Here is a 17,102-nt window from a genome sequence, read left to right as displayed (position 1 = left end):
CCGAGTGCCCTGCCCCGGTGATGCTGCAGCGCGCGACGGCCAAGGATGCCCAGCGCCTGGAACGCTTCTTTCGGCAATTCGAAGAAGTGTCGTTCTGTGAATGGCAGGACGCCAAATGCCTGCGCGGTGTGTTGGTGCAAAAAACCACCGCTGCGTTCCTCGCGCTCGATCTCCGTGGCGAAGTGGTCGGCGCGGTGTTGGGCGGCATGCTCGGCAGCCGTGGCACCATCAATCACCTGGCGGTGAGCCCGGTATATCGCAGCCAGGGCGTCGGTCAGCGTCTGGTTGAAGCGGCGTCGGCAGACATGAAACGGGTCGGTGTGCTGCGGATGTTCCTGTTCGTCGACGATGCTAACCTTGCCGGCAAACGTTTTTGGAGTGCCCAGGGCTTTTGCGAGCCGCGCGGCGAAACGACCTTTGAGAGGGACCTATGAATGAGACGTCCAGCAGCCAGCCGCTGATGGTCGAGCCCCAGCCCTCGCGCACGTTCGCTGAAGCCAGCCCGGTTATTGCAGGCTACTTCACGGTGTCGTTTGTGTTCGGTTTGATGGCCGTCAATGCCGGGTTGCCCGTGTGGCTGCCGGTCGCGATGTGCCTGTTCGTCTATGCCGGTGCCTCGCAGTTCGCCGCCCTGGCGCTGATCTCCAGCGGCGCGTCGCTGACCACCATCATCCTCACCACGTTTCTGATCAATGCACGGCACATGCTGATGTCGGTCTACATGGCCAAGGCCTTGCAGGCGATGGGGCTCAGTCGTCTCGAGCGCTGGTGTTATGCCGGCGGGCTGACCGATGAATCGTTTGCCTTCCACAGCGTCAAGCTGGGCAAGGGCACGCCGGTCAATGTGCGTTACCTGATCGGTTTCAATCTGTATTGCCACACGTCGTGGGTGCTGGGCGGTTTGCTGGGAGCGATCTGCGCGCAGTACGCGGCGCACCTGATCAAATATCAGCTCGATTATGCGCTGACCGCAATGATGCTCTACGTGCTGGTATCGCTGTGCAACACCCGCAACAAACTGATCGCCGCACTGGCCGCGGTCGCCTGCATGGGTGTCCTGAGCCTGATCGGTAATTCACCCTTCAACGTGTTCATCGCCACATTCGTCGGCTGCGGAGTGGGTGTATGCCTGACCAAACGTTCCTGATCCTGGTCGTCGCGCTGATGATGGCCGTGACGTTCCTGCCGCGCGCGTTGCCGCTGCAGGTGAGCACCGATCATTGGCCACCCCTGGTCGCCCGGGCGCTGGAATACCTGCCGGTGGCGATCGTCGCTGCAATCAGCCTTACGCCGCTGTTGATCAAAGATCAACAGGTGCAGCTCGATCGCCCGGAATTTTATGCAGCCATTCCGACATTGTTATGTGCGTATTTCAGCAAAAACCTCTTTCTCAGCGTAGCGGTGGGAACGGCTGCGTACATCGCGCTCGGATCGTTCATGTAGCGACAGAGCGACCACATCGTTCAAGGCCTGGCCCGACAACTCGGGGTTATTGACCGCCAACCGCACTTCGAGGGAATCCTCGAAACCCGGGAAAATGGTCAGGCCGTTACGCAGCGCCGCCTCACGGGAAACCATGCCGAGGCCGTCCATTTGCGTGATCAACGACAGGGTCAGGGTCTCGCTGCAGGAATAGATCATCCGCTTGCCTGACTCGTAATTACCTAGGCCTGCGTCGAGAAAACGCAAGAAGCTGTGGGAATACGGACAATCGTCGGCAGGGCGAACCTGAAACTTATTGCCGAGCAGCATCAGCGGGTCGTTTTCCTGACCGCAATGAGCCCCGACCACCTGCACCTGTACATCGGGCAGCGCAATGCTGGGTAACCCCGGTTGTTGCGGGCCGATCAACACGGCCAGGTCGAAATCCTCATTCTTCAACTTGCTGAGGTTTTCCATCGACTCGGCGTAGCTGAATTCCAGCTGATAATCAGGAAACACCTCAATGAGGCGTCCGATCATTCGCCGGTTGAAGTCGGCCGAGAGCGTGGTGTTAAGTGCAACCTTGAGCGTGCGCTGCCCAGGCACCTTGAGTGCGGCGACTTTTTCTTCCAGTTGCCGCGTAGCGACCAACACCTTGTCCATGTAGGGCGTGAGCTCCGTGCCCTGCGTTGTCAGAGTCAGCCCCTTGTTGGAGCGACGAAACAACCGAAAACCGAACTGCTCTTCGACCTTGTTCAACTGTGCGGCCAATGCCTGCACGGTCAAACAGGAATGCTCTGCCGCCGCCGACAATGAGCCGGTCTGCACAATGCGCATGAGGTTACGTAAGGTTCTGCTATCCATTTGGGTAATGCCCTCTAAAGTGGGCTGGCTATTGTTGTGTACCTGACCGCCCCGGTGGGCGTCGGTCGCGTGCTGGCTATGATCCTGCACCTGAGCATGCTTGTCCCGAGTTTAGTAGCGAAATGATTCCGCGTCCGATGGTTGGGGGCTTACACGGGATTAAGGTTTTCGGTGAGGTATAGATGATCGGAGCAAAAATGGCCCGAACGGGAAAGGTGTGGGCTTTTTCTGAGTGACGGTTTATCAACGAAACCTTTTCCCAAGGCAAAAAAAAGCAGCCTGATCAGGCTGCTTTCATGAATAGGTGCTTGATATTGTGCTCCCTCAAGCAGGGGAGGAGAGGTTTACCCGAACGCTGATTTCCAGGTCATCAACGGGGTTCCTAGCGTCGACTATCGCCACCTGAAGGCAGTCGGTTTCGCGCTCTCGATTAGATTGTCTGCCCGTGAGGGGTGGGTGTCAACGTGTGTGTTTGACCGTGTGTCGGCACCACGATCGGCTGATGGAAGAAGCCGGCGTGCTCGCCCGCATGTGCCCCGAAGACCGCGTCTCCGGCCCCGGCTCTACGCCAGTTTGGCGATGTGGAGCAAATCGGAGGCGTGGGGGGAGAGACGCCTGAGAACGAACGCGTGGGTTAAACGTTTAGTGATTTTTATGGCTGGGCAATAATTATTGGCTAGCCATAATTTTCATAATTTCGACGATTGAATACCAAAGGCTCTAGATATGGGCTATAGCCGAGTTCCGTGTCCCCCAAGCGTTCGATCAGACAAACGTGCGTTGCTCATCTATACGGCAAAGCCGTATAGTTCGGCTCATGTTCACGATTATCGAAACCGAAATTTTCAAGCGTTATGCTGAGTCCATCTGGGACGATGGCGAACGTCATGAATTCATTACCTGGCTGGCGGCTAATCCGTTGGCCGGCGATGTGGTTCCTGGTAGCGGAGGCCTGCGCAAGGTTCGTTGGTCCCGTAGCGGAATGGGGAAACGAGGTGGTACACGTGTCATTTACTACAACACGCTTTCCGAAGGCTCTATCTGGTTGCTGATCGCTTACACCAAGGCGAAGCTCGATAATTTACCCGCAGCCTTCCTCAAGCAACTGAAGGAGGAAATCAGCAATGGTCAATGAACTGGAACAGTTCCAGCAGGACTTGCTGGAGTCTGTACGTCAAATGAAAGCCGGCAAAGCTGCTCGCGTGACAGAGGTGCCGCTGTCTGCGGCTGCTGAAGCGCGAGCCAAAGTGGGCGTTTCTCAGAGCGCGTTCGCCAAGCTAATTGGAGTTAGTTTGCGAACGTTGCAGGACTGGGAGCAAGGGCGTCGGCAACCGACGGGAGCAGCGCAGACACTGCTACGTGTTGCGAGCCAGCATCCTGAGGCATTGCGCGATCTACAGGCGGTTTAGGATATAACGGGGTACTCATTAGCTGGTTTCAAGCCAAGGCTAATGGGTGCCCTTTATTTGGATTTCGATGATTTATCGGGCCCAATCAACGCTCGAGCGTGAGCCAGACTTCTCAGCTGTTCGGCCAATTCCCCAAGGTGTTGAACGCTTCAATCCGGAGTGCGCTCACAGTTCTTCTTTGAGATTTTTCGGGCCGAGCGTTGGTTTTTCAGTGCAGACCTCTACTCATTACACCAAGTAACTAATGATGTTCCCGCCCCCACCTTTATCCCTCTGACCCAACCTCCTACATTCTTCTCCAACGCCTCCTCATCATTCCGTTGAGAAGGCCACTGGAGATTTCCCCATGCCTTTCGTAAGCGTACGCATCACCCGCGATGGCGTTACCCCAGAGCAGAAAGCTCAGGTGATCGCTGAAATCACTGAAACCCTGGAACGCGTCCTCAACAAACGCCCGGACCTGACCCACATCGTGATCGAAGAAGTCGACACCGATAACTGGGGCTATGCCGGCATCACCACCACCCAGTACCGAAAGCAACTGGCTGAGGAAGGGGGGCAGTCGTGACTGCGTCCGTCACCATCGATTTCGTCTCCGATGTGGTGTGCCCATGGTGCGCCTTGGGCGCGACGGCGCTGGAGCAAGCGATCGAGAACCTGGCCGGTGAAGTCTCCGTCGAGCTGACCTTCAAGCCCTTCGAGTTGAACCCGGACATGCCGGCGGAAGGCGAGAACGCGATCGAGCACTTGATGCGCAAGTACGGGCGCAGCGCCGAGGAAGTCGCCGCCGGCAAAGCGATGCAGATCGCTCGCGGTGAGGCCATCGGGTTCAAGTTCGATCTGGAGAAGCGCAGTCATTTCTACAACACGTTTGATGCTCATCGTTTGTTGTTCTGGGCGTCGCAGGAAGGGCGGCAGATCGCACTCAAGCGAGCGTTGCTACGCGCTTACTTCGCCGACGGCCAGAACCTGAGCGATCACGAGACGCTGGTGCATCTGGCGGCTGAGGCGGGACTGGATGCGGAGCGAGCAGGCGAGGTGCTGGTTTCCGGAGCGTTCGCCAACGAGGTGCGTGAGCTTGAAGCGTTTTACCGCGAGCGCGGCATCAATTCGGTACCGGCCATGGTGCTGAACGGTCGTCACCTGGTGTCGGGCTCGCAATCGGTCGAGTACTACGAACAGATGCTGAGGCAAATGGCGCAGGCCCCCGCCGAAGCCTGATTGATCACTTTTCAAAACCATCATTTATTAGTAGAGGTTCATCATGAGCAATTCGAAAAAAGTCATCGTTATTACTGGCGCCTCCCAAGGTCTCGGCGCAGGCATGGTCAAGGCCTTCCGTGATCTCGATTACCGGGTAGTCGCCACTTCGCGTTCGATCCAGCCATCCACCGACCCGGACATCCACACCGTTGCCGGCGACATCGGCGATCCGGCGATCGCTCAGCGAGTCATCCGTGAAACGATCGAACGTTTCGGCCGTATCGACACCTTAGTGAACAACGCCGGGATCTTCGTCGCCAAACCGTTCACTGCCTACACCCCCGAAGACTACGCCGCGGTGCTGTCGGTGAATCTGAATGGTTTCTTCTACATCACCCAACTCGCGATCACCGAGATGGAAAAACAGGGCCGCGGCCACGTCGTCAACATCACCACTAGCCTGGTGGACCACGCGATTGACGGTGTGCCGTCGGTATTGGCTTCGTTAACCAAGGGTGGCTTGAACGCGGCGACCAAATCTCTGGCCATTGAGTACGCCAAACGCGGGATTCGGGTGAATGCGGTTTCCCCGGGCATCATCAAGACGCCGATGCATGGTGAGGAAACTCACGAAGCACTGGGGAATTTGCACCCGGTTGGGCACATGGGGGAGATCAGCGATATTGCTCAGGCTGTGGTGTATCTGGACAGCGCCAACTTTGTCACCGGCGAGATCTTGCATGTTGATGGTGGGCAGAGCGCGGGGCACTAAGAGTGATTCAGGAGTAGGGCGCTGTTCACAGCAGAAACGACGACCAGCGCTCTCATCCTTGAGTCATTAACCTCCGAACGGCGCTACCTTGATCGGTTCACCTTTTTTCGCGCATGACGGCGGATTGGTCATACCCAGCGTCAGCAGGTTGCCGCCGTTAATAATGCAGTTGAACTGCTGGTTATCGTTGGTTTTCAGCGCGACATAAGTATTCGTGCCTTCAGTACGACGGCTGACAATACTCAAGTCAGAAGGTGAATAGCCCAACGCGCCGGCGCTCTGAGATTTGATCTGCTCATCGGTTAGCGTGTTGGTACTGCTGGCGATGGAGTTGCAGCCGGCCAGAGTGAATAACAGCGCACCAGCCAGGGTTATTTTGTGGAGAGTCATGGGAGTGGTCCTTACTCGTTTGTGCTTCTTTCGGTCGTGTGGTGCCACGGACTTCCGGAAATCACAACTGAGGAAGCAGTGGCTTGTGAAGCGTAGCAGAGGGAAATCTGCTCATTAGTGGCTGAGAGACTTCTTGTGCTGACTGTGTAGGCCAATGCTGTCAGCCCCACGAACCCCAGAAACAACAAAGCCCTCGCATTTCTGCGAGGGCTTTGTTTTGTATGGTGCCGGCACCAGGAGTCGAACCCGGGACCTACTGATTACAAGTCAGTTGCTCTACCAACTGAGCTATACCGGCGTGTTAGGGCGACGATTATAGCGATTGGGTTGGTTCTGTAAACCCCTGAATTCAGACTATTTTTATGCAGGCGTTTGATCAGGCGCGAACCAGTACTTTCTTGAGTTTCTGAAGGGTGCGCCAGGCTCGGCTGTTTTGCATCGCTCGCAGCTGCGCTTCGGCATGTTCAGCGCGTTGCAGGGCGGCGGCGAGGTGGATTTCAGCGTCGGTGACGGGGTGGCTGAAATTATGGCCTTTGCAGAACTGGAAGTCGTCCAGGTTGCACGGCGGGATGTCGAAGGCGGGTTTGAGCGCCAGGTGTTCTTCGGCGAGATAGTAGGTGTTGATGCCGTCGAACAGGATGGACTGGTAACCGGCGCCGCTGACGAGGGTTTCCCAGGTCTGGTCGCGTTCCCATGGGGTTTCGATGAGGATGATCCACGGCCGCCATTGGGTGAAGTCCATGCCGCGCAGGACGGTTTCTTCGTGGCCTTCGACGTCGATTTTCAGGAAGTGGATGGGGCGGTTCCGGGCGTGTTGTTCGCAGATGGAGGCCAAGGTGCGGGATTTGACGGCTTGGCTGCGCACGTCCATGCCGGCGTCTTTGTGTTGCTGGGCCAGGGCCGGGTCGAGGGTCGACAAGCCGGTGCCGGCGATGCCGTAGAAGGTCAGGTCATCGGCGCTTTCGCCGGCCACGCATTGCAGGTTGGTGTCTTTTGGGCGTTGTTGGCACAGGGCGTCATAGTAATTTGGCATGGGTTCGACGTTGATGCCGGTCCAGCCGCGATCGTAGAAGGCTTTGGTGACGGAGTCCTGGGTGGGGTCGTTGGCCCCGATGTCGATGTAAAAGCCGTCTTCGACATCTTTGAGGGCGCGCCACAGGCGGATGTCTTCGAAATTCTGTGCGTAAGAAATGAACGTCACGGTCGCATCCTGTCGGTCAGATTTTTCTTGTTCAGGGCCGCACTGCCGGCGTCCTTGTATGCGTGTATAGCAAGGGACTTTGCAAGACGCAATTTTCCGCTATGGATGTCCGGTGTTGGGCGGTTATGTCGTTTTGATTAAATGCTTATGCACAATGGACCAGGAGCGATGGTCTGTTGATTACGATTTTGTGGACTCGTTCTCATTTGTCCGCAAACGCCTGTTTTACGGGTTTTTTATTGGTGTGAACAAAAAATGACCAGCAGTGTTTCAGGCGTAAAACAGCGTGGATATTGGATCCACGATAATTCCATCAACAGAGTTATCCACAGGATGTGGTTGTTTAAGGGCGTTCTGCCAGGAGTAGGAAATTGCGCGGTGTGAGTGGGGTTTCACAGAAGATGCCGAGGCGAACGGTGTAACCCTGCTCTATGAGAAAAAGTGCTCGATCAAGTACTAGCCACAGCTCCAAAGGCCGTCGGAAAAGGCCTCGCAGAAGCTCCAGGTTGCGCACTTCGGCCAAACGCTGCCAGCCGGCAACTTCCAGCGCGGCCCAATCCGACGCGTCGTCTGTGGATAAGTCTTTGAGCGCTGCCAGATCGCGGCAGTAATCGGCGAAAGGTTTGTCCAGCCAGGCGCTGGGCAGAGAAGGGGTCGGCAGGTATTCGTCGACGCCGCGCAGTTGCCGTTGCAGCAGGTCGAACGCCAGGCGCCGGGCCATGGAGGTGTCGCGCTGGCGTCGGACGCGAGCACCGGCGGTGACGGTTTCGCTCATCGGCAGCGCAAGATCATCGAGGGAAAGGTGTAGGTCGGAGCGCTCAGCCGCGCAGGAAAGTGGCTGATAGGTGTCCAGACTGATCCGGTTGTAGCAGCAGGGTGCAATGGCCAGTTGTTTGCAACCGGCGGCGCTGGCGAGCTGGATCAGTCGCACATGCAGATCACCGCAGGCGTGCAGCGCTACGGGCGTGTGATCGGCGTTCAGCACAGAGGCTGCGCCAGGCGCGAGCACATCCTGTTCGACATGCAACGCATGCAATTGATGACGCTGGCTGAGTGCCTGGCCGCTGGCGACCAGCGCCGGGTCGTACTCCAGGCACGTCAGTTGTTGCCCGGTTTGCAGCAGGCGTCGCCCCAAATGGCCTTTGCCCGAACACCAATCCAGCCAATGCCTCGGTGCATGAGCGAACTGCAAGCGACTGGCGAACGCTTCGATTTGCTGCCATTTGCGTCCCGGCACATCCACATTTAATCGATGGCCCGCCGCTTCAAGCGCACGAGCCGGCAATTCACCCACCGCGCTCAGTTCAGCAGACATCGCCGCCAATGAAGCAAACGGCTCCGGCGCATCAAGTAAACAAGGTTGGTTATGACTCTTTTCCGCATTCTCCAGCGACCGCCCGCGTAGCCAAAACGCCAATTCCGGGTAGGTCGCTTCCCAAGGCAATTGCAGATGGGTAAACGGTCGAGGCTTCCACAGCGCCTGATGCTCGAACAGAAAAGCATCCAGCGCGGTGAAACGGGCGAGCAGGGCCTCGCCCGTCAACACGCAGGAATCAACGCCCTTGGCAGGCATCGACGCGCAACCAGCGCTCCAGCAGTTTGAAGCCACGAACCAGCACGTAAGCCATCAGCAGGTAGAACATGCCTGCGGCGAAGAAGATCTCCACCGGCAAGTAGGTGCGGGCAATGATGGTGCGAGCCATGCCGGTCAATTCCAGCAAGGTCACGGTGCTGGCCAGGGCACTGGCCTTGAGCATCAGGATCACTTCGTTGCTGTAGGCCGGCAGGCCGATGCGCGCAGCACGTGGCAGCATGATGTAGAACAGTGCTTTGGCCCGGGACATGCCCAACGCCCGCGCTGCTTCAATCTCGCCCGGCGGAATCGCCTGAATTGCACCGCGCAGGATCTCGGCGATGTAGGCCGCGGTGTGCAGGGTCATGGTCGCGGTGGCGCACCAGAACGGACTGCGCAAGTACGGCCACATCGAGCTATTACGCACCGCGTCGAACTGCGCCAGGCCGTAATAGACCAGGAACAGCTGAACCAGCAACGGCGTACCACGGAAAAAGAAGATGTAGCCGTAGGGGAATGCCCGCACGTACCAGAGTCGCGACGAACGAGCGATGCCCAGCGGAATCGCCAGCAGCAACCCGGCAATCACGGCGATGGCCACCAGTTCCAGGGTCAGCGTCGCGCCCTGAGCCAGTTTCGGCAGCCACTTGATGATGACTTCCCAGTTCATTGGGTGCTCCTCGCGAAGCCGCGAGCGGCGCGTCGTTCCATAAAGTGCATGCCGGTCATGGCCAGAATGGTCAGGCCCAGATACATGAAGGCGGCCACCATATAGAAGGTGAACGGTTGCTTGGATATGGTCACGCCGATTTGTGTGTGACGCATGATTTCTTCCAGGCCGATGACGGATACCAGCGCGGTGTCTTTCATCAGGATCATGAACAGGTTGCCCAGGCCGGGGAGTGCGATGCGCCACATCTGCGGCATGATCAGCCGGGTAAAGATGCGAAATTTCGACAGGCCCAGGGCCACGCCGGCTTCACGGTGACCTTTGGGGATCGCCAGAATCGCGCCGCGAAACACTTCCGTGGCGTAGGCGCCGAAGCACAGCCCCAGCGCGATTACGCCGGCGGCGAAGGCGTTGAGTTCAAGGTCGGGGTTGCCGAAGAACTCGCCCAAGGCACGCATCAGGTTGACTGTGCCGAAGTAGATCAGCAGCACCCAAAGCAATTCCGGGATACCGCGAACCAGTGTGGAATAAGTGCCGCCAAGCCATTGCAATGGCTTGTACGGGGAAGTCTTGGCCAAGGCGCCGAGCAGACCGAGCACCAGCCCCAGGCACAAGGCCGAGAGTGCCAGTTTCACAGTCATCAGCGCACCAGCGGCGAGCGCCGGGCCGAATCCGTAGAGGTCGATAATCATGGATTTCTTTTCAAATCGCGGCAGGCAATGCCAAGACCGGCACCGTCAGCGAACGGCGCCGGTCAGGCAGGTCAGAATCAGTAGATGCTGAACGGGAAGTACTTGTCGTTGATCTTCTTGTAAGTGCCGTCTTCGACGATTTCTTTCAGGGCAAGGTTCAGCCTCGCGCGCAGGGTGTCGTCTTTACGCACGGCGATACCGATCTTGTCGCTTTCTTCCACCGGGTCGCCTTTGAATTCGTAAGCACGGCCGGCGTCGCTTTTCAGCCATTCGTAGTTGACGTACTTGTCGGCCAGGATGCCGTCCAGACGTCCGGAAGTCAGATCCAGATAAGCGTTTTCCTGGGTGTCATAGAGTTTGACTTCAACACCGGGCATGTTGTCTTCCATCCAGGTGCCGGCGAGGGTCGCGCGTTGTGCACCGATCACTTTCCCCTGCAGGGAATCCTTGTCGGTTTTGAACTCTTTGTCTTTCGGTGCGATGAACTGCAGCTTGTTGGAGTAGTACGGTTCGGTGAAGTCCACCGCTTGCTTGCGCTCGTCGGTGATCGACATCGAGGAGATCAGGAAGTCGAATTTCTTGGCGTTCAGGGCCGGGATGATGCCGTCCCAGTCGGACGTGACCACGGTGCACTCGACTTTCATCTTGGCGCACAGGGCATCGCCGATTTCTCTGTCGAAGCCGACGACATTGCCACTGGCATCTTTGTTGTTGAACGGCGGGTAGGCCGCTTCGATGCCCATCTTCAAGGTCTCGGCGGCGGCACCGGCGCTGAAAGCCAGGGTGACAGCAGCGGCCAGGAAGATTTTTTTGTAGTTCTGCATGCGGGTAGCTCCGTTAGCGGTTGCTGGACATGAATTGTTTGCAGCGCGCCGAAAGCGGGTTTTCGAACACCTGCTGCGGCGATCCTTGTTCTTCTACCAGGCCCTGGTGGAGGAACACCACTTCGCTGGAAACCTGACGGGCAAAGCCCATCTCATGGGTCACGAGCAGCATGGTGCGGCCTTCTTCGGCCAATGCGCGGATGACATTAAGTACTTCCTGAACCATTTCCGGGTCAAGGGCGGAGGTGGGTTCGTCGAACAGAATGACCTTGGGCTGCATCGCCAGAGTGCGGGCGATGGCCGCGCGTTGCTGCTGGCCGCCGGAGAGTTGCGCCGGGTAAGCGTGGCGCTTGTCAGCGATGCCGACCTTGGCCAGCAAGGCTTCGGCGACTTCGATGGCCTCGCGTTTGCTTTGGCCGAGCACGCGGCGCGGGGCTTCGATGATGTTGTCGAGCACGCTCATGTGCGGCCAGAGATTAAAGTTTTGAAATACAAAACCGATCTCGCTGCGCAGGCGATTGATCTGTTTGCCGTCGGCAGCGACCAGTTCGCCGTTCTTGGCGGCTTTGAGTTTGAGTTCTTCGCCGGCCACCAGGATCTGGCCCTGGTGCGGGTTTTCCAGCAGGTTGATGCAACGCAGGAACGTGGACTTGCCGGAACCGGAGGAACCCAGGATCGAGATCACGTCGCCGTCGCGGGCGGTCAACGAGATGCCTTTGAGCACCTCAAGCTGTCCGTAGCGTTTGTGCAAGTTGCGGATTTCAAGCGCGGGCGTGGCCTCAGCCATGTGCGTTCCTCATAGTGTTTTGTGCTCCTGCTATTGGCGGCCTTCCTAGCGAGGCGGCCAACCTAGCATAGCGTTCGAATGGCAGCCAACAGCGCCAGCGACGGTAAACGGGTCGCATGTGGCAGGTTGTCGCATCGGCACAGCAGACTGTCGCCCAATCAACAACCGAACAGCCGTTTGACACGCTTGGGCTTGGCTGTCGCGTAAAAAAAGGCGCGATGTTGCCAGCTTTGACGGGGTGTTGGAAGCGCTAACCGGACAAACGTTCCTGATCTGCACTTTTATTGTGCGTGCACGAATTTTTTGATGTGTTTCTGGTGCGCTGATCGTTTTGACACGCGGTGAAAAAATCGCCTTCAGCATGTGGCTGTTTCCGGGGTTGACCTACGCGGTGTTGAACTGATTCGCGCTGCGTAATGCAAAACGGCCGCTGTCAGAGATGACAAGCGGCCGTTTTTGTTTTGTCCATTGTGCTCGATTCAATCGGGGTGAACCCAGTCTTCAACCCGTAAACCGGAGACACGTTCAAATTCCCGAAGGTTATTCGTCACGATGGTGAATCCTCGTGAGCGCGCGTGACCGGCAATCATGTGGTCATAAGGGCCTATTGGTGTCCCTGCTTTAGCCAGTTCCGAGCGAATCATTCCGGTGTGCGCTGCTGCGTCATAGTCAAAAGGCAAGATCTCAAGACGGGCAACAAAGCCTTCAATGACAGCGAGGTTTTTTTCCGGTGCGGCAGATTTCTCGGCACCGTATATCAACTCCATCAAGGTGACGGCGCTGATGCATAACTGGCCGTGATGACGATTGAAGGCTTCGCGTACAACTTGTGGCTTGTTCTTGATGGTGAAGATGCAGATGTTGGTATCGAGCATGTATTTGATCATTAGAACGACTCACGCTCCTGATCGGTTGGCTGCTCACGGTCGGCCATAAAATCTGCGCTCACGCCTTCACCGTCGAACCAGCTATCCCAGGCTTCTCCTGCCGGGGTGATGAGGCGAGCCCTGCCGATAGCGATAACATCGACGCGCTTCACATCACTGGGCATTGCGACAGCTTTGGGCAGACGGACGGCCTGGCTTCGATTGCTCATAAAAAGGGTGGTTTGTTCCATGATGACCTCCTGCGCTTTGCTGACGCTTGAAGTCAGGAGGATAGAACCCAGGAGGGATATGTCAATGGGATATACGTGACAGTTGACGAAAGGATAAGCTCTCAAAAAAGCGGCCGCTGTCTCGAATGGCTGGCGGCCGTTTTTGATGTAGCGCTCATTCAGCGGGTTTCGGAGGCTCCGTCATAATGTCGATGGCCTGTCGATAGCTGTCCAGTGCAGTGCCGAAATCCTTGATGACTTCGGGGTCTTCCAGCCAGCGTTGTGCTGCTTCGCGATCGATGCCATCAGCCCACATGCGGTAGTCAATCAACATGTCGGCGGCCAGATGGGTAGCGGCCATGGCCTCGTTCTCGGCATTCTCCATATCGAGAAGATCCGGCTCGTCTGCGATGATTCGACTGAGCGATACCAGCATGCTCACCAGCATATGGATCCGGCTTGTCTGCTCTTCCTCTTGCATTACGTAGAACATGGTCAGGATGTCTTCGGGGATCACTTCGCCTTCTTCGAGCAATTTTTCTGCGTCAAAAAGCTCGTCGACTTCGGACGGACCATTGAGACTGGCCAACGGAGGTCTGCCGCTGATGCGGATTTGCTTGGCTTTGATCTTGGCGCGTTTGGCGCGTTTCTGTTGCTTGTTCAGGGAGGCCATAGGAGCTCAGTCTGGTTTCTGTTGGGTTTGGGCCGCTATGGCGTCGGACGCCGCCACGTAATCAGCCTGGAATGCCGCAGACTCGATCCACGCCAAGGCGCCGGCTTCGTCTGTCTCGGTAGACCATTGGCGATATTCGATCAGAGCGGCGAGGATGAAGTCCATCGCACCTTCTTCACCTTCCTGTTCGTACACCAGTTCCAGCAGCGGGTCTTCCAGGAAGGCTGCGCACATCGCTTGCTGACTGGTTTTTTCAGCGTCGATCATTTTCTTGAACAGTTCGGTCAGGTCCACCGATTCGAAGTCGATGCGATCGTCGTTCGGGTCCAGCTCGACCGGCGCGGCAGCCCGCTGAGTGCGGTTCTGCTTGGCCTTGGCTTTGGCGCGGGAGGCGCGTTTGTTCTGCTTGTTGGCGGAGGCCATGGTGTCGTTCCGTATTTCGTTGAGAGGGCAAGTTGCTCAGCTGCGCGACACTCGCCGCCCGGGAGTATCAGGGGCCAGTTCGCCCGTCTGTAGCCAGTACAATGCAATGGGCCATAGTGTGGCTTGGTATGCGCTGCGAAAAAAGGCGAAATGTCCGACTTCTTCTTCGCCGATGTCTTCAGGGGTGATTCGCAGGTGGGTGTTTGTACTGCCAGTGAAGTAGCCGAGCAGACGTTCGATGGCTGGAATCGTGCCGTAGGGATCGTCGCTGAGGCTGATCGCCAGGGTTTGGGCGATGACGCTGGCGAAGGGGAGCTGACCGTTTTTGGCGTGGATGACACGACCGCTGGGGCGTTTCTCGTATCGGGCGGTGGGCATGCTCCAGTCGCGGACTACGCCAGCGGGGGTATCTTCGAGCCATCCGAGGCGTTTGCCGGGAAAGTAGCCGTAAAACATGGTCATCAATGGCATCACCACATGCCACTTGCCAAACATTCGCCAGCGATGAGCGGGGGCATAGTCGCGCCAGTAAGCGAACTGCGCACCCACCGTCACCAGGCGTCGGATCACATGCCCGGAGGCACCCAACCCGGCCGCGCAACCGCCAAAGCTGTGGCCGACGACATTGATGGGTTGCTCCGCAAACTCGCGTTGCGCCCTTTGCAGCATTGCCTCGAAGTCCAGCGCTCCCCAGTCGGACCATGAGGCCTCAAGCCCTTTCAGCGATGCCGGGCGCGACTCGCCGATGCCGCGGTAGTCATAGGTGATCACGTCGAAGCCGTTGGCGAACAGGTAATCGGCGAAGCGCGAGTAGTGTCTGCAACGGACTGAAGTAGCGGCGTTGATGATCACCACCGGACGGGTTGGGTCTTGATTCGCATGCCGCCAGGTGAAGCCGCCAAGGATGAAGCCGTCGGCGGCGGGTTCGTTGAAAGAGTCACCAGGTGTGCCGGTGGGTAACGGCAATTCAAGTTGCGCTGGGGCCAGTGAGGGCATGTCCTGCAAATTCATCGGCTTGAACCTTTGCGGTTAGCCAACCACCATAGTCTTCGCGCCGTTCATGAACAATCCACCCGTGCTTATCGGAGCCTCTGTTTGAGTAACCGCTCCTCAAGCACTGCCCATTCCCGATCCAGTTCTGTGCGAAGTTCCTCTTCGCTCGGCAGCACCAGTCTGTAGGTGCTGGCGAACAGTTGTTCGTTGCCTTGCAGCACTGAATAGCGCACCACCGATTCATCTTTTTTCGCGCAGAGAATGAGGCCGACGGTGGGGCCATCCTCCGGTCCGCGCTTGAGGTCGTCGTACATGCGCACGTACATGTCCATCTGGCCGACATCCTGGTGGGTCAGTACGCCGCGCTTGAGGTCGAAGATGACGAAGCACTTGAGCAGGTAGTTGTAGAACACCAAGTCGATGTAGAAGTCTTTGCTCTCGGTACTGATGCGTTGCTGGCGAGCGATGAAGGCGAAGCCTTTGCCCAGTTCGAGCAGGAAGCCCTGGAGTTGATTGATCAATGCTTGTTCAAGTTCGCTTTCCTGGATCAAGCCCGCATTGGGCAGGCCGAGAAATTCCAGTAGCACGGGGTCCCGGATGAAATCCCGAGGGCTGGCGTTCATTTCCTGGATGTTGGTGGCGGCTTCCTGTTTGACGGCGGCCCGATCGCGGCTCGCCAGCAGGCGTTCGTAATAGAGGGTATTGATCTGGCGCTCGAGGGCGCGACTTGACCAGTTCTGCAGAGCAGATTCGTTCATGTACCAGTGGCGAGCGTTGTCGTTGTCGACTCGTAGCAGTCTGCGGTAGTGGGTCCAGCTCAATTCGTGACGCAGTGCGTCACGAATTGGGAATGCTTGATAGAACAGGCGCATGTAGCGAAGGTTGGAAGCGTCGAAACCTTTCCCAAACTGCTCCGTCAGTACTTTCGCCAGCGTCGATAGCAACTGCTTGCCATAAACCGCCCGCCGAGCACCTTCCTGTTCGAACTCGACAATATGCCGTCCGATCTGCCAGCAGGTTTGCACCTGAACGGTATCGACCGCTCGCAGCACCTTCTGACGCGCTTCTCGGATCAACTCGCCAAGATTGCCGAGCAGTGAAGTGATCTGTGGATCTTGAGAGCTATCGGGTTTGAGAGGGGTCATGACATCTTCCGTGGCTGAAGGAAACAGGCGGAAGAGGATGGCAAGAGAGTGACGGTCCGCGATGCCGGGCGCGGCTGGTAAATCGGAAGGAAAGGCGAATTCGTTTTGCAGGACCGCGCCGATGACAGACGCTCCTTGAGGTGCACATCACGTAGTCCAATTCGCAGTGATCCCAAGTTCGAATCAATCTAAAACTTGAACATTCAGCAACAAATCTAAAAAGAGTAACGATTGGGTTCTGCGTAACCCGGGAGTCGTCATCATGAAGTATGTCCATTCATTCATGCTGCCCATCGCCGCTGTCGGCGTATTGATGTTTCCAGTCGTGCTTACCGCCGCCAGTCTTGAACCGATCGACAGCACAGGCGTGCAAGTCCAGCAGCAACAGCAAAACGGGATTACTTACCTGTCCGGGGGGATCGGAGAGGATGAGGCTCGAGCCATTCAACAAACGCAGGGCTACAACCTGCACATGACTTTCTCCATCGGTGCGGAGGGCAAATATGTTCCGGATGTAAATCTGGTCATTCAGAAAGACCCGGGGCAACCCGTGCTGACGCTGAGCGAAGCCGGCCCGTTGGTTTACGTTCAGCTGCCACCTGGCAAGTACACCGTCGTCGCGACACGCAATGGTGTGGAACGGCGTGATACGGCGGAGGTAGGAAGTGGTGCCGCTCGCAATCTTGTCTTCCACTGGAATACTGAAAACTAGCCCAAGAGAGACGACTTGCTCGATGCCTGATCAAATCGCGGGCATAAAAAAAACCCTGAATCTTGCGATTCAGGGTTTTCGGTATTTGGTGCCCAGAGACGGAATCGAACCGCCGACACGGGGATTTTCAATCCCCTGCTCTACCGACTGAGCTATCTGGGCAACGGGGCGCATTAAACTGGTTTTTCAGGGGGTCGTCAAGAAAGTTTTCAAAAAAATTTTAATTATTACCGTCGCTTACGATCCGCCCCCC

General features: G+C 57.1%; 23 protein-coding genes, 2 tRNA genes and 1 pseudogene. 10 read left to right on the top strand and 16 right to left on the bottom strand.

Going from position 1 to position 17,102, the window contains the following annotated elements:
* Positions 1-20 precede the first annotated feature (20 nt).
* The 3 genes from NHU87_RS07805 to NHU87_RS07795 are packed head-to-tail and all read left to right on the top strand — an operon-like array spanning position 21 to position 1,443.
* Positions 21-434: a GNAT family N-acetyltransferase gene (locus NHU87_RS07805; RefSeq protein ID WP_253547386.1), complete on the top strand. Its 414-nt coding sequence runs from the start codon at positions 21-23 to the stop codon at positions 432-434.
* On the top strand, positions 431-1,147 hold the full coding sequence (locus NHU87_RS07800) for an AzlC family ABC transporter permease (RefSeq protein ID WP_253547142.1): 717 nt from the start codon (positions 431-433) through the stop codon (positions 1,145-1,147). The genes NHU87_RS07805 and NHU87_RS07800 overlap by 4 nt, the downstream gene beginning before the upstream one ends.
* Positions 1,126-1,443, top strand: a complete 318-nt coding sequence (locus NHU87_RS07795) for an AzlD domain-containing protein (protein WP_253547140.1) — start codon at positions 1,126-1,128, stop codon at positions 1,441-1,443. Before NHU87_RS07800 ends, NHU87_RS07795 begins: the two co-directional genes overlap by 22 nt.
* Here NHU87_RS07795 and NHU87_RS07790 read toward each other — a convergent pair.
* Entirely contained in the window at positions 1,360-2,286 is a 927-nt protein-coding gene (locus NHU87_RS07790) for a LysR family transcriptional regulator (RefSeq protein WP_253547138.1), read from the bottom strand. The genes NHU87_RS07795 and NHU87_RS07790 overlap by 84 nt on opposite strands.
* A 490-nt stretch (positions 2,287-2,776) precedes the next feature.
* On the opposite strand from NHU87_RS07790, the pseudogene NHU87_RS07785 reads away from it, so the two are divergent.
* From NHU87_RS07785 to NHU87_RS07760, 6 genes and pseudogenes are all read left to right on the top strand, one after another.
* A pseudogene (locus tag NHU87_RS07785) lies at positions 2,777-2,860 on the top strand (RES domain-containing protein); the annotation flags it as partial.
* Between the two features lie 243 nt (positions 2,861-3,103).
* On the top strand, positions 3,104-3,421 hold the full coding sequence (locus tag NHU87_RS07780) for a transcriptional regulator (protein WP_253547136.1): 318 nt from the start codon (positions 3,104-3,106) through the stop codon (positions 3,419-3,421).
* Positions 3,411-3,695, top strand: a complete 285-nt coding sequence (locus NHU87_RS07775; RefSeq protein ID WP_253547134.1) for a helix-turn-helix domain-containing protein — start codon at positions 3,411-3,413, stop codon at positions 3,693-3,695. Before NHU87_RS07780 ends, NHU87_RS07775 begins: the two co-directional genes overlap by 11 nt.
* A 346-nt stretch (positions 3,696-4,041) precedes the next feature.
* On the top strand, positions 4,042-4,263 hold the full coding sequence (locus tag NHU87_RS07770; RefSeq protein WP_253547132.1) for a tautomerase family protein: 222 nt from the start codon (positions 4,042-4,044) through the stop codon (positions 4,261-4,263).
* On the top strand, positions 4,260-4,916 hold the full coding sequence (locus NHU87_RS07765) for a DsbA family oxidoreductase (RefSeq protein WP_253547130.1): 657 nt from the start codon (positions 4,260-4,262) through the stop codon (positions 4,914-4,916). Before NHU87_RS07770 ends, NHU87_RS07765 begins: the two co-directional genes overlap by 4 nt.
* A gap of 43 nt (positions 4,917-4,959) precedes the next feature.
* The gene (locus NHU87_RS07760; protein ID WP_253547128.1) at positions 4,960-5,670 is read left to right on the top strand and encodes an SDR family NAD(P)-dependent oxidoreductase; all 711 of its coding nucleotides are present in this window, start codon (positions 4,960-4,962) and stop codon (positions 5,668-5,670) included.
* Between the two features lie 66 nt (positions 5,671-5,736).
* On the opposite strand, the gene NHU87_RS07755 is transcribed toward NHU87_RS07760, so the two are convergent.
* From NHU87_RS07755 to NHU87_RS07690, 14 genes are all read right to left on the bottom strand, one after another.
* Positions 5,737-6,060: a hypothetical protein gene (locus NHU87_RS07755; RefSeq protein ID WP_063341871.1), complete on the bottom strand. Its 324-nt coding sequence runs from the start codon at positions 6,058-6,060 to the stop codon at positions 5,737-5,739.
* Positions 6,061-6,282: 222 nt separating this feature from the next.
* A tRNA-Thr gene (locus NHU87_RS07750) sits at positions 6,283-6,358 on the bottom strand.
* A gap of 78 nt (positions 6,359-6,436) precedes the next feature.
* Positions 6,437-7,261, bottom strand: coding sequence for an FkbM family methyltransferase (locus NHU87_RS07745; protein ID WP_253547126.1), 825 nt, complete (start codon positions 7,259-7,261; stop codon positions 6,437-6,439).
* A gap of 343 nt (positions 7,262-7,604) precedes the next feature.
* Positions 7,605-8,834 carry a methyltransferase gene (locus NHU87_RS07740; RefSeq protein ID WP_253547124.1) on the bottom strand — a complete coding sequence of 410 codons (1,230 nt, stop codon included), beginning with the start codon at positions 8,832-8,834 and terminating at the stop codon, positions 7,605-7,607.
* Positions 8,815-9,504, bottom strand: coding sequence for an ABC transporter permease (locus NHU87_RS07735; protein ID WP_123498398.1), 690 nt, complete (start codon positions 9,502-9,504; stop codon positions 8,815-8,817). The genes NHU87_RS07740 and NHU87_RS07735 overlap by 20 nt, the downstream gene beginning before the upstream one ends.
* Positions 9,501-10,196 (bottom strand): ABC transporter permease, encoded by a 696-nt coding sequence (locus tag NHU87_RS07730; RefSeq protein WP_008068748.1) that lies wholly within the window; start codon positions 10,194-10,196, stop codon positions 9,501-9,503. The genes NHU87_RS07735 and NHU87_RS07730 overlap by 4 nt, the downstream gene beginning before the upstream one ends.
* Positions 10,197-10,273: 77 nt before the next feature.
* On the bottom strand, positions 10,274-11,020 hold the full coding sequence (locus tag NHU87_RS07725; RefSeq protein WP_217855249.1) for an ABC transporter substrate-binding protein: 747 nt from the start codon (positions 11,018-11,020) through the stop codon (positions 10,274-10,276).
* A gap of 13 nt (positions 11,021-11,033) precedes the next feature.
* Positions 11,034-11,807: an ABC transporter ATP-binding protein gene (locus tag NHU87_RS07720; RefSeq protein ID WP_253547122.1), complete on the bottom strand. Its 774-nt coding sequence runs from the start codon at positions 11,805-11,807 to the stop codon at positions 11,034-11,036.
* A gap of 479 nt (positions 11,808-12,286) precedes the next feature.
* Positions 12,287-12,694: a type II toxin-antitoxin system tRNA(fMet)-specific endonuclease VapC gene (gene vapC / locus NHU87_RS07715; RefSeq protein WP_253547120.1), complete on the bottom strand. Its 408-nt coding sequence runs from the start codon at positions 12,692-12,694 to the stop codon at positions 12,287-12,289.
* Positions 12,694-12,924 carry a type II toxin-antitoxin system VapB family antitoxin gene (gene vapB / locus NHU87_RS07710; RefSeq protein ID WP_237883583.1) on the bottom strand — a complete coding sequence of 77 codons (231 nt, stop codon included), beginning with the start codon at positions 12,922-12,924 and terminating at the stop codon, positions 12,694-12,696. Before vapB ends, vapC begins: the two co-directional genes overlap by 1 nt.
* 154 nt (positions 12,925-13,078) lie before the next feature.
* Complete coding sequence (locus NHU87_RS07705; protein ID WP_253547118.1) at positions 13,079-13,576, bottom strand: hypothetical protein; 498 nt, start codon at positions 13,574-13,576, stop codon at positions 13,079-13,081.
* Positions 13,577-13,582: 6 nt separating this feature from the next.
* Positions 13,583-13,999 (bottom strand): hypothetical protein, encoded by a 417-nt coding sequence (locus NHU87_RS07700; protein WP_253547116.1) that lies wholly within the window; start codon positions 13,997-13,999, stop codon positions 13,583-13,585.
* A gap of 36 nt (positions 14,000-14,035) precedes the next feature.
* Positions 14,036-15,010, bottom strand: a complete 975-nt coding sequence (locus NHU87_RS07695; RefSeq protein ID WP_253547114.1) for an alpha/beta hydrolase family protein — start codon at positions 15,008-15,010, stop codon at positions 14,036-14,038.
* A 68-nt stretch (positions 15,011-15,078) separates the two neighbouring features.
* Positions 15,079-16,137, bottom strand: a complete 1,059-nt coding sequence (locus NHU87_RS07690; protein WP_253547113.1) for a PDDEXK nuclease domain-containing protein — start codon at positions 16,135-16,137, stop codon at positions 15,079-15,081.
* Between the two features lie 262 nt (positions 16,138-16,399).
* On the opposite strand from NHU87_RS07690, the gene NHU87_RS07685 reads away from it, so the two are divergent.
* Positions 16,400-16,849 (top strand): carboxypeptidase regulatory-like domain-containing protein, encoded by a 450-nt coding sequence (locus NHU87_RS07685; RefSeq protein WP_253547111.1) that lies wholly within the window; start codon positions 16,400-16,402, stop codon positions 16,847-16,849.
* 86 nt (positions 16,850-16,935) lie between these two features.
* On the opposite strand, the gene NHU87_RS07680 is transcribed toward NHU87_RS07685, so the two are convergent.
* Positions 16,936-17,011: transfer RNA gene (locus NHU87_RS07680), tRNA-Phe, on the bottom strand.
* Positions 17,012-17,102: the final 91 nt, after the last annotated feature.

The sequence above is a fragment of the Pseudomonas mandelii genome, assembly GCF_024138395.1.
GTDB lineage: Bacteria > Pseudomonadota > Gammaproteobacteria > Pseudomonadales > Pseudomonadaceae > Aquipseudomonas > Aquipseudomonas mandelii_E.
This window is presented reverse-complemented; position numbering and strand designations above follow the sequence as displayed.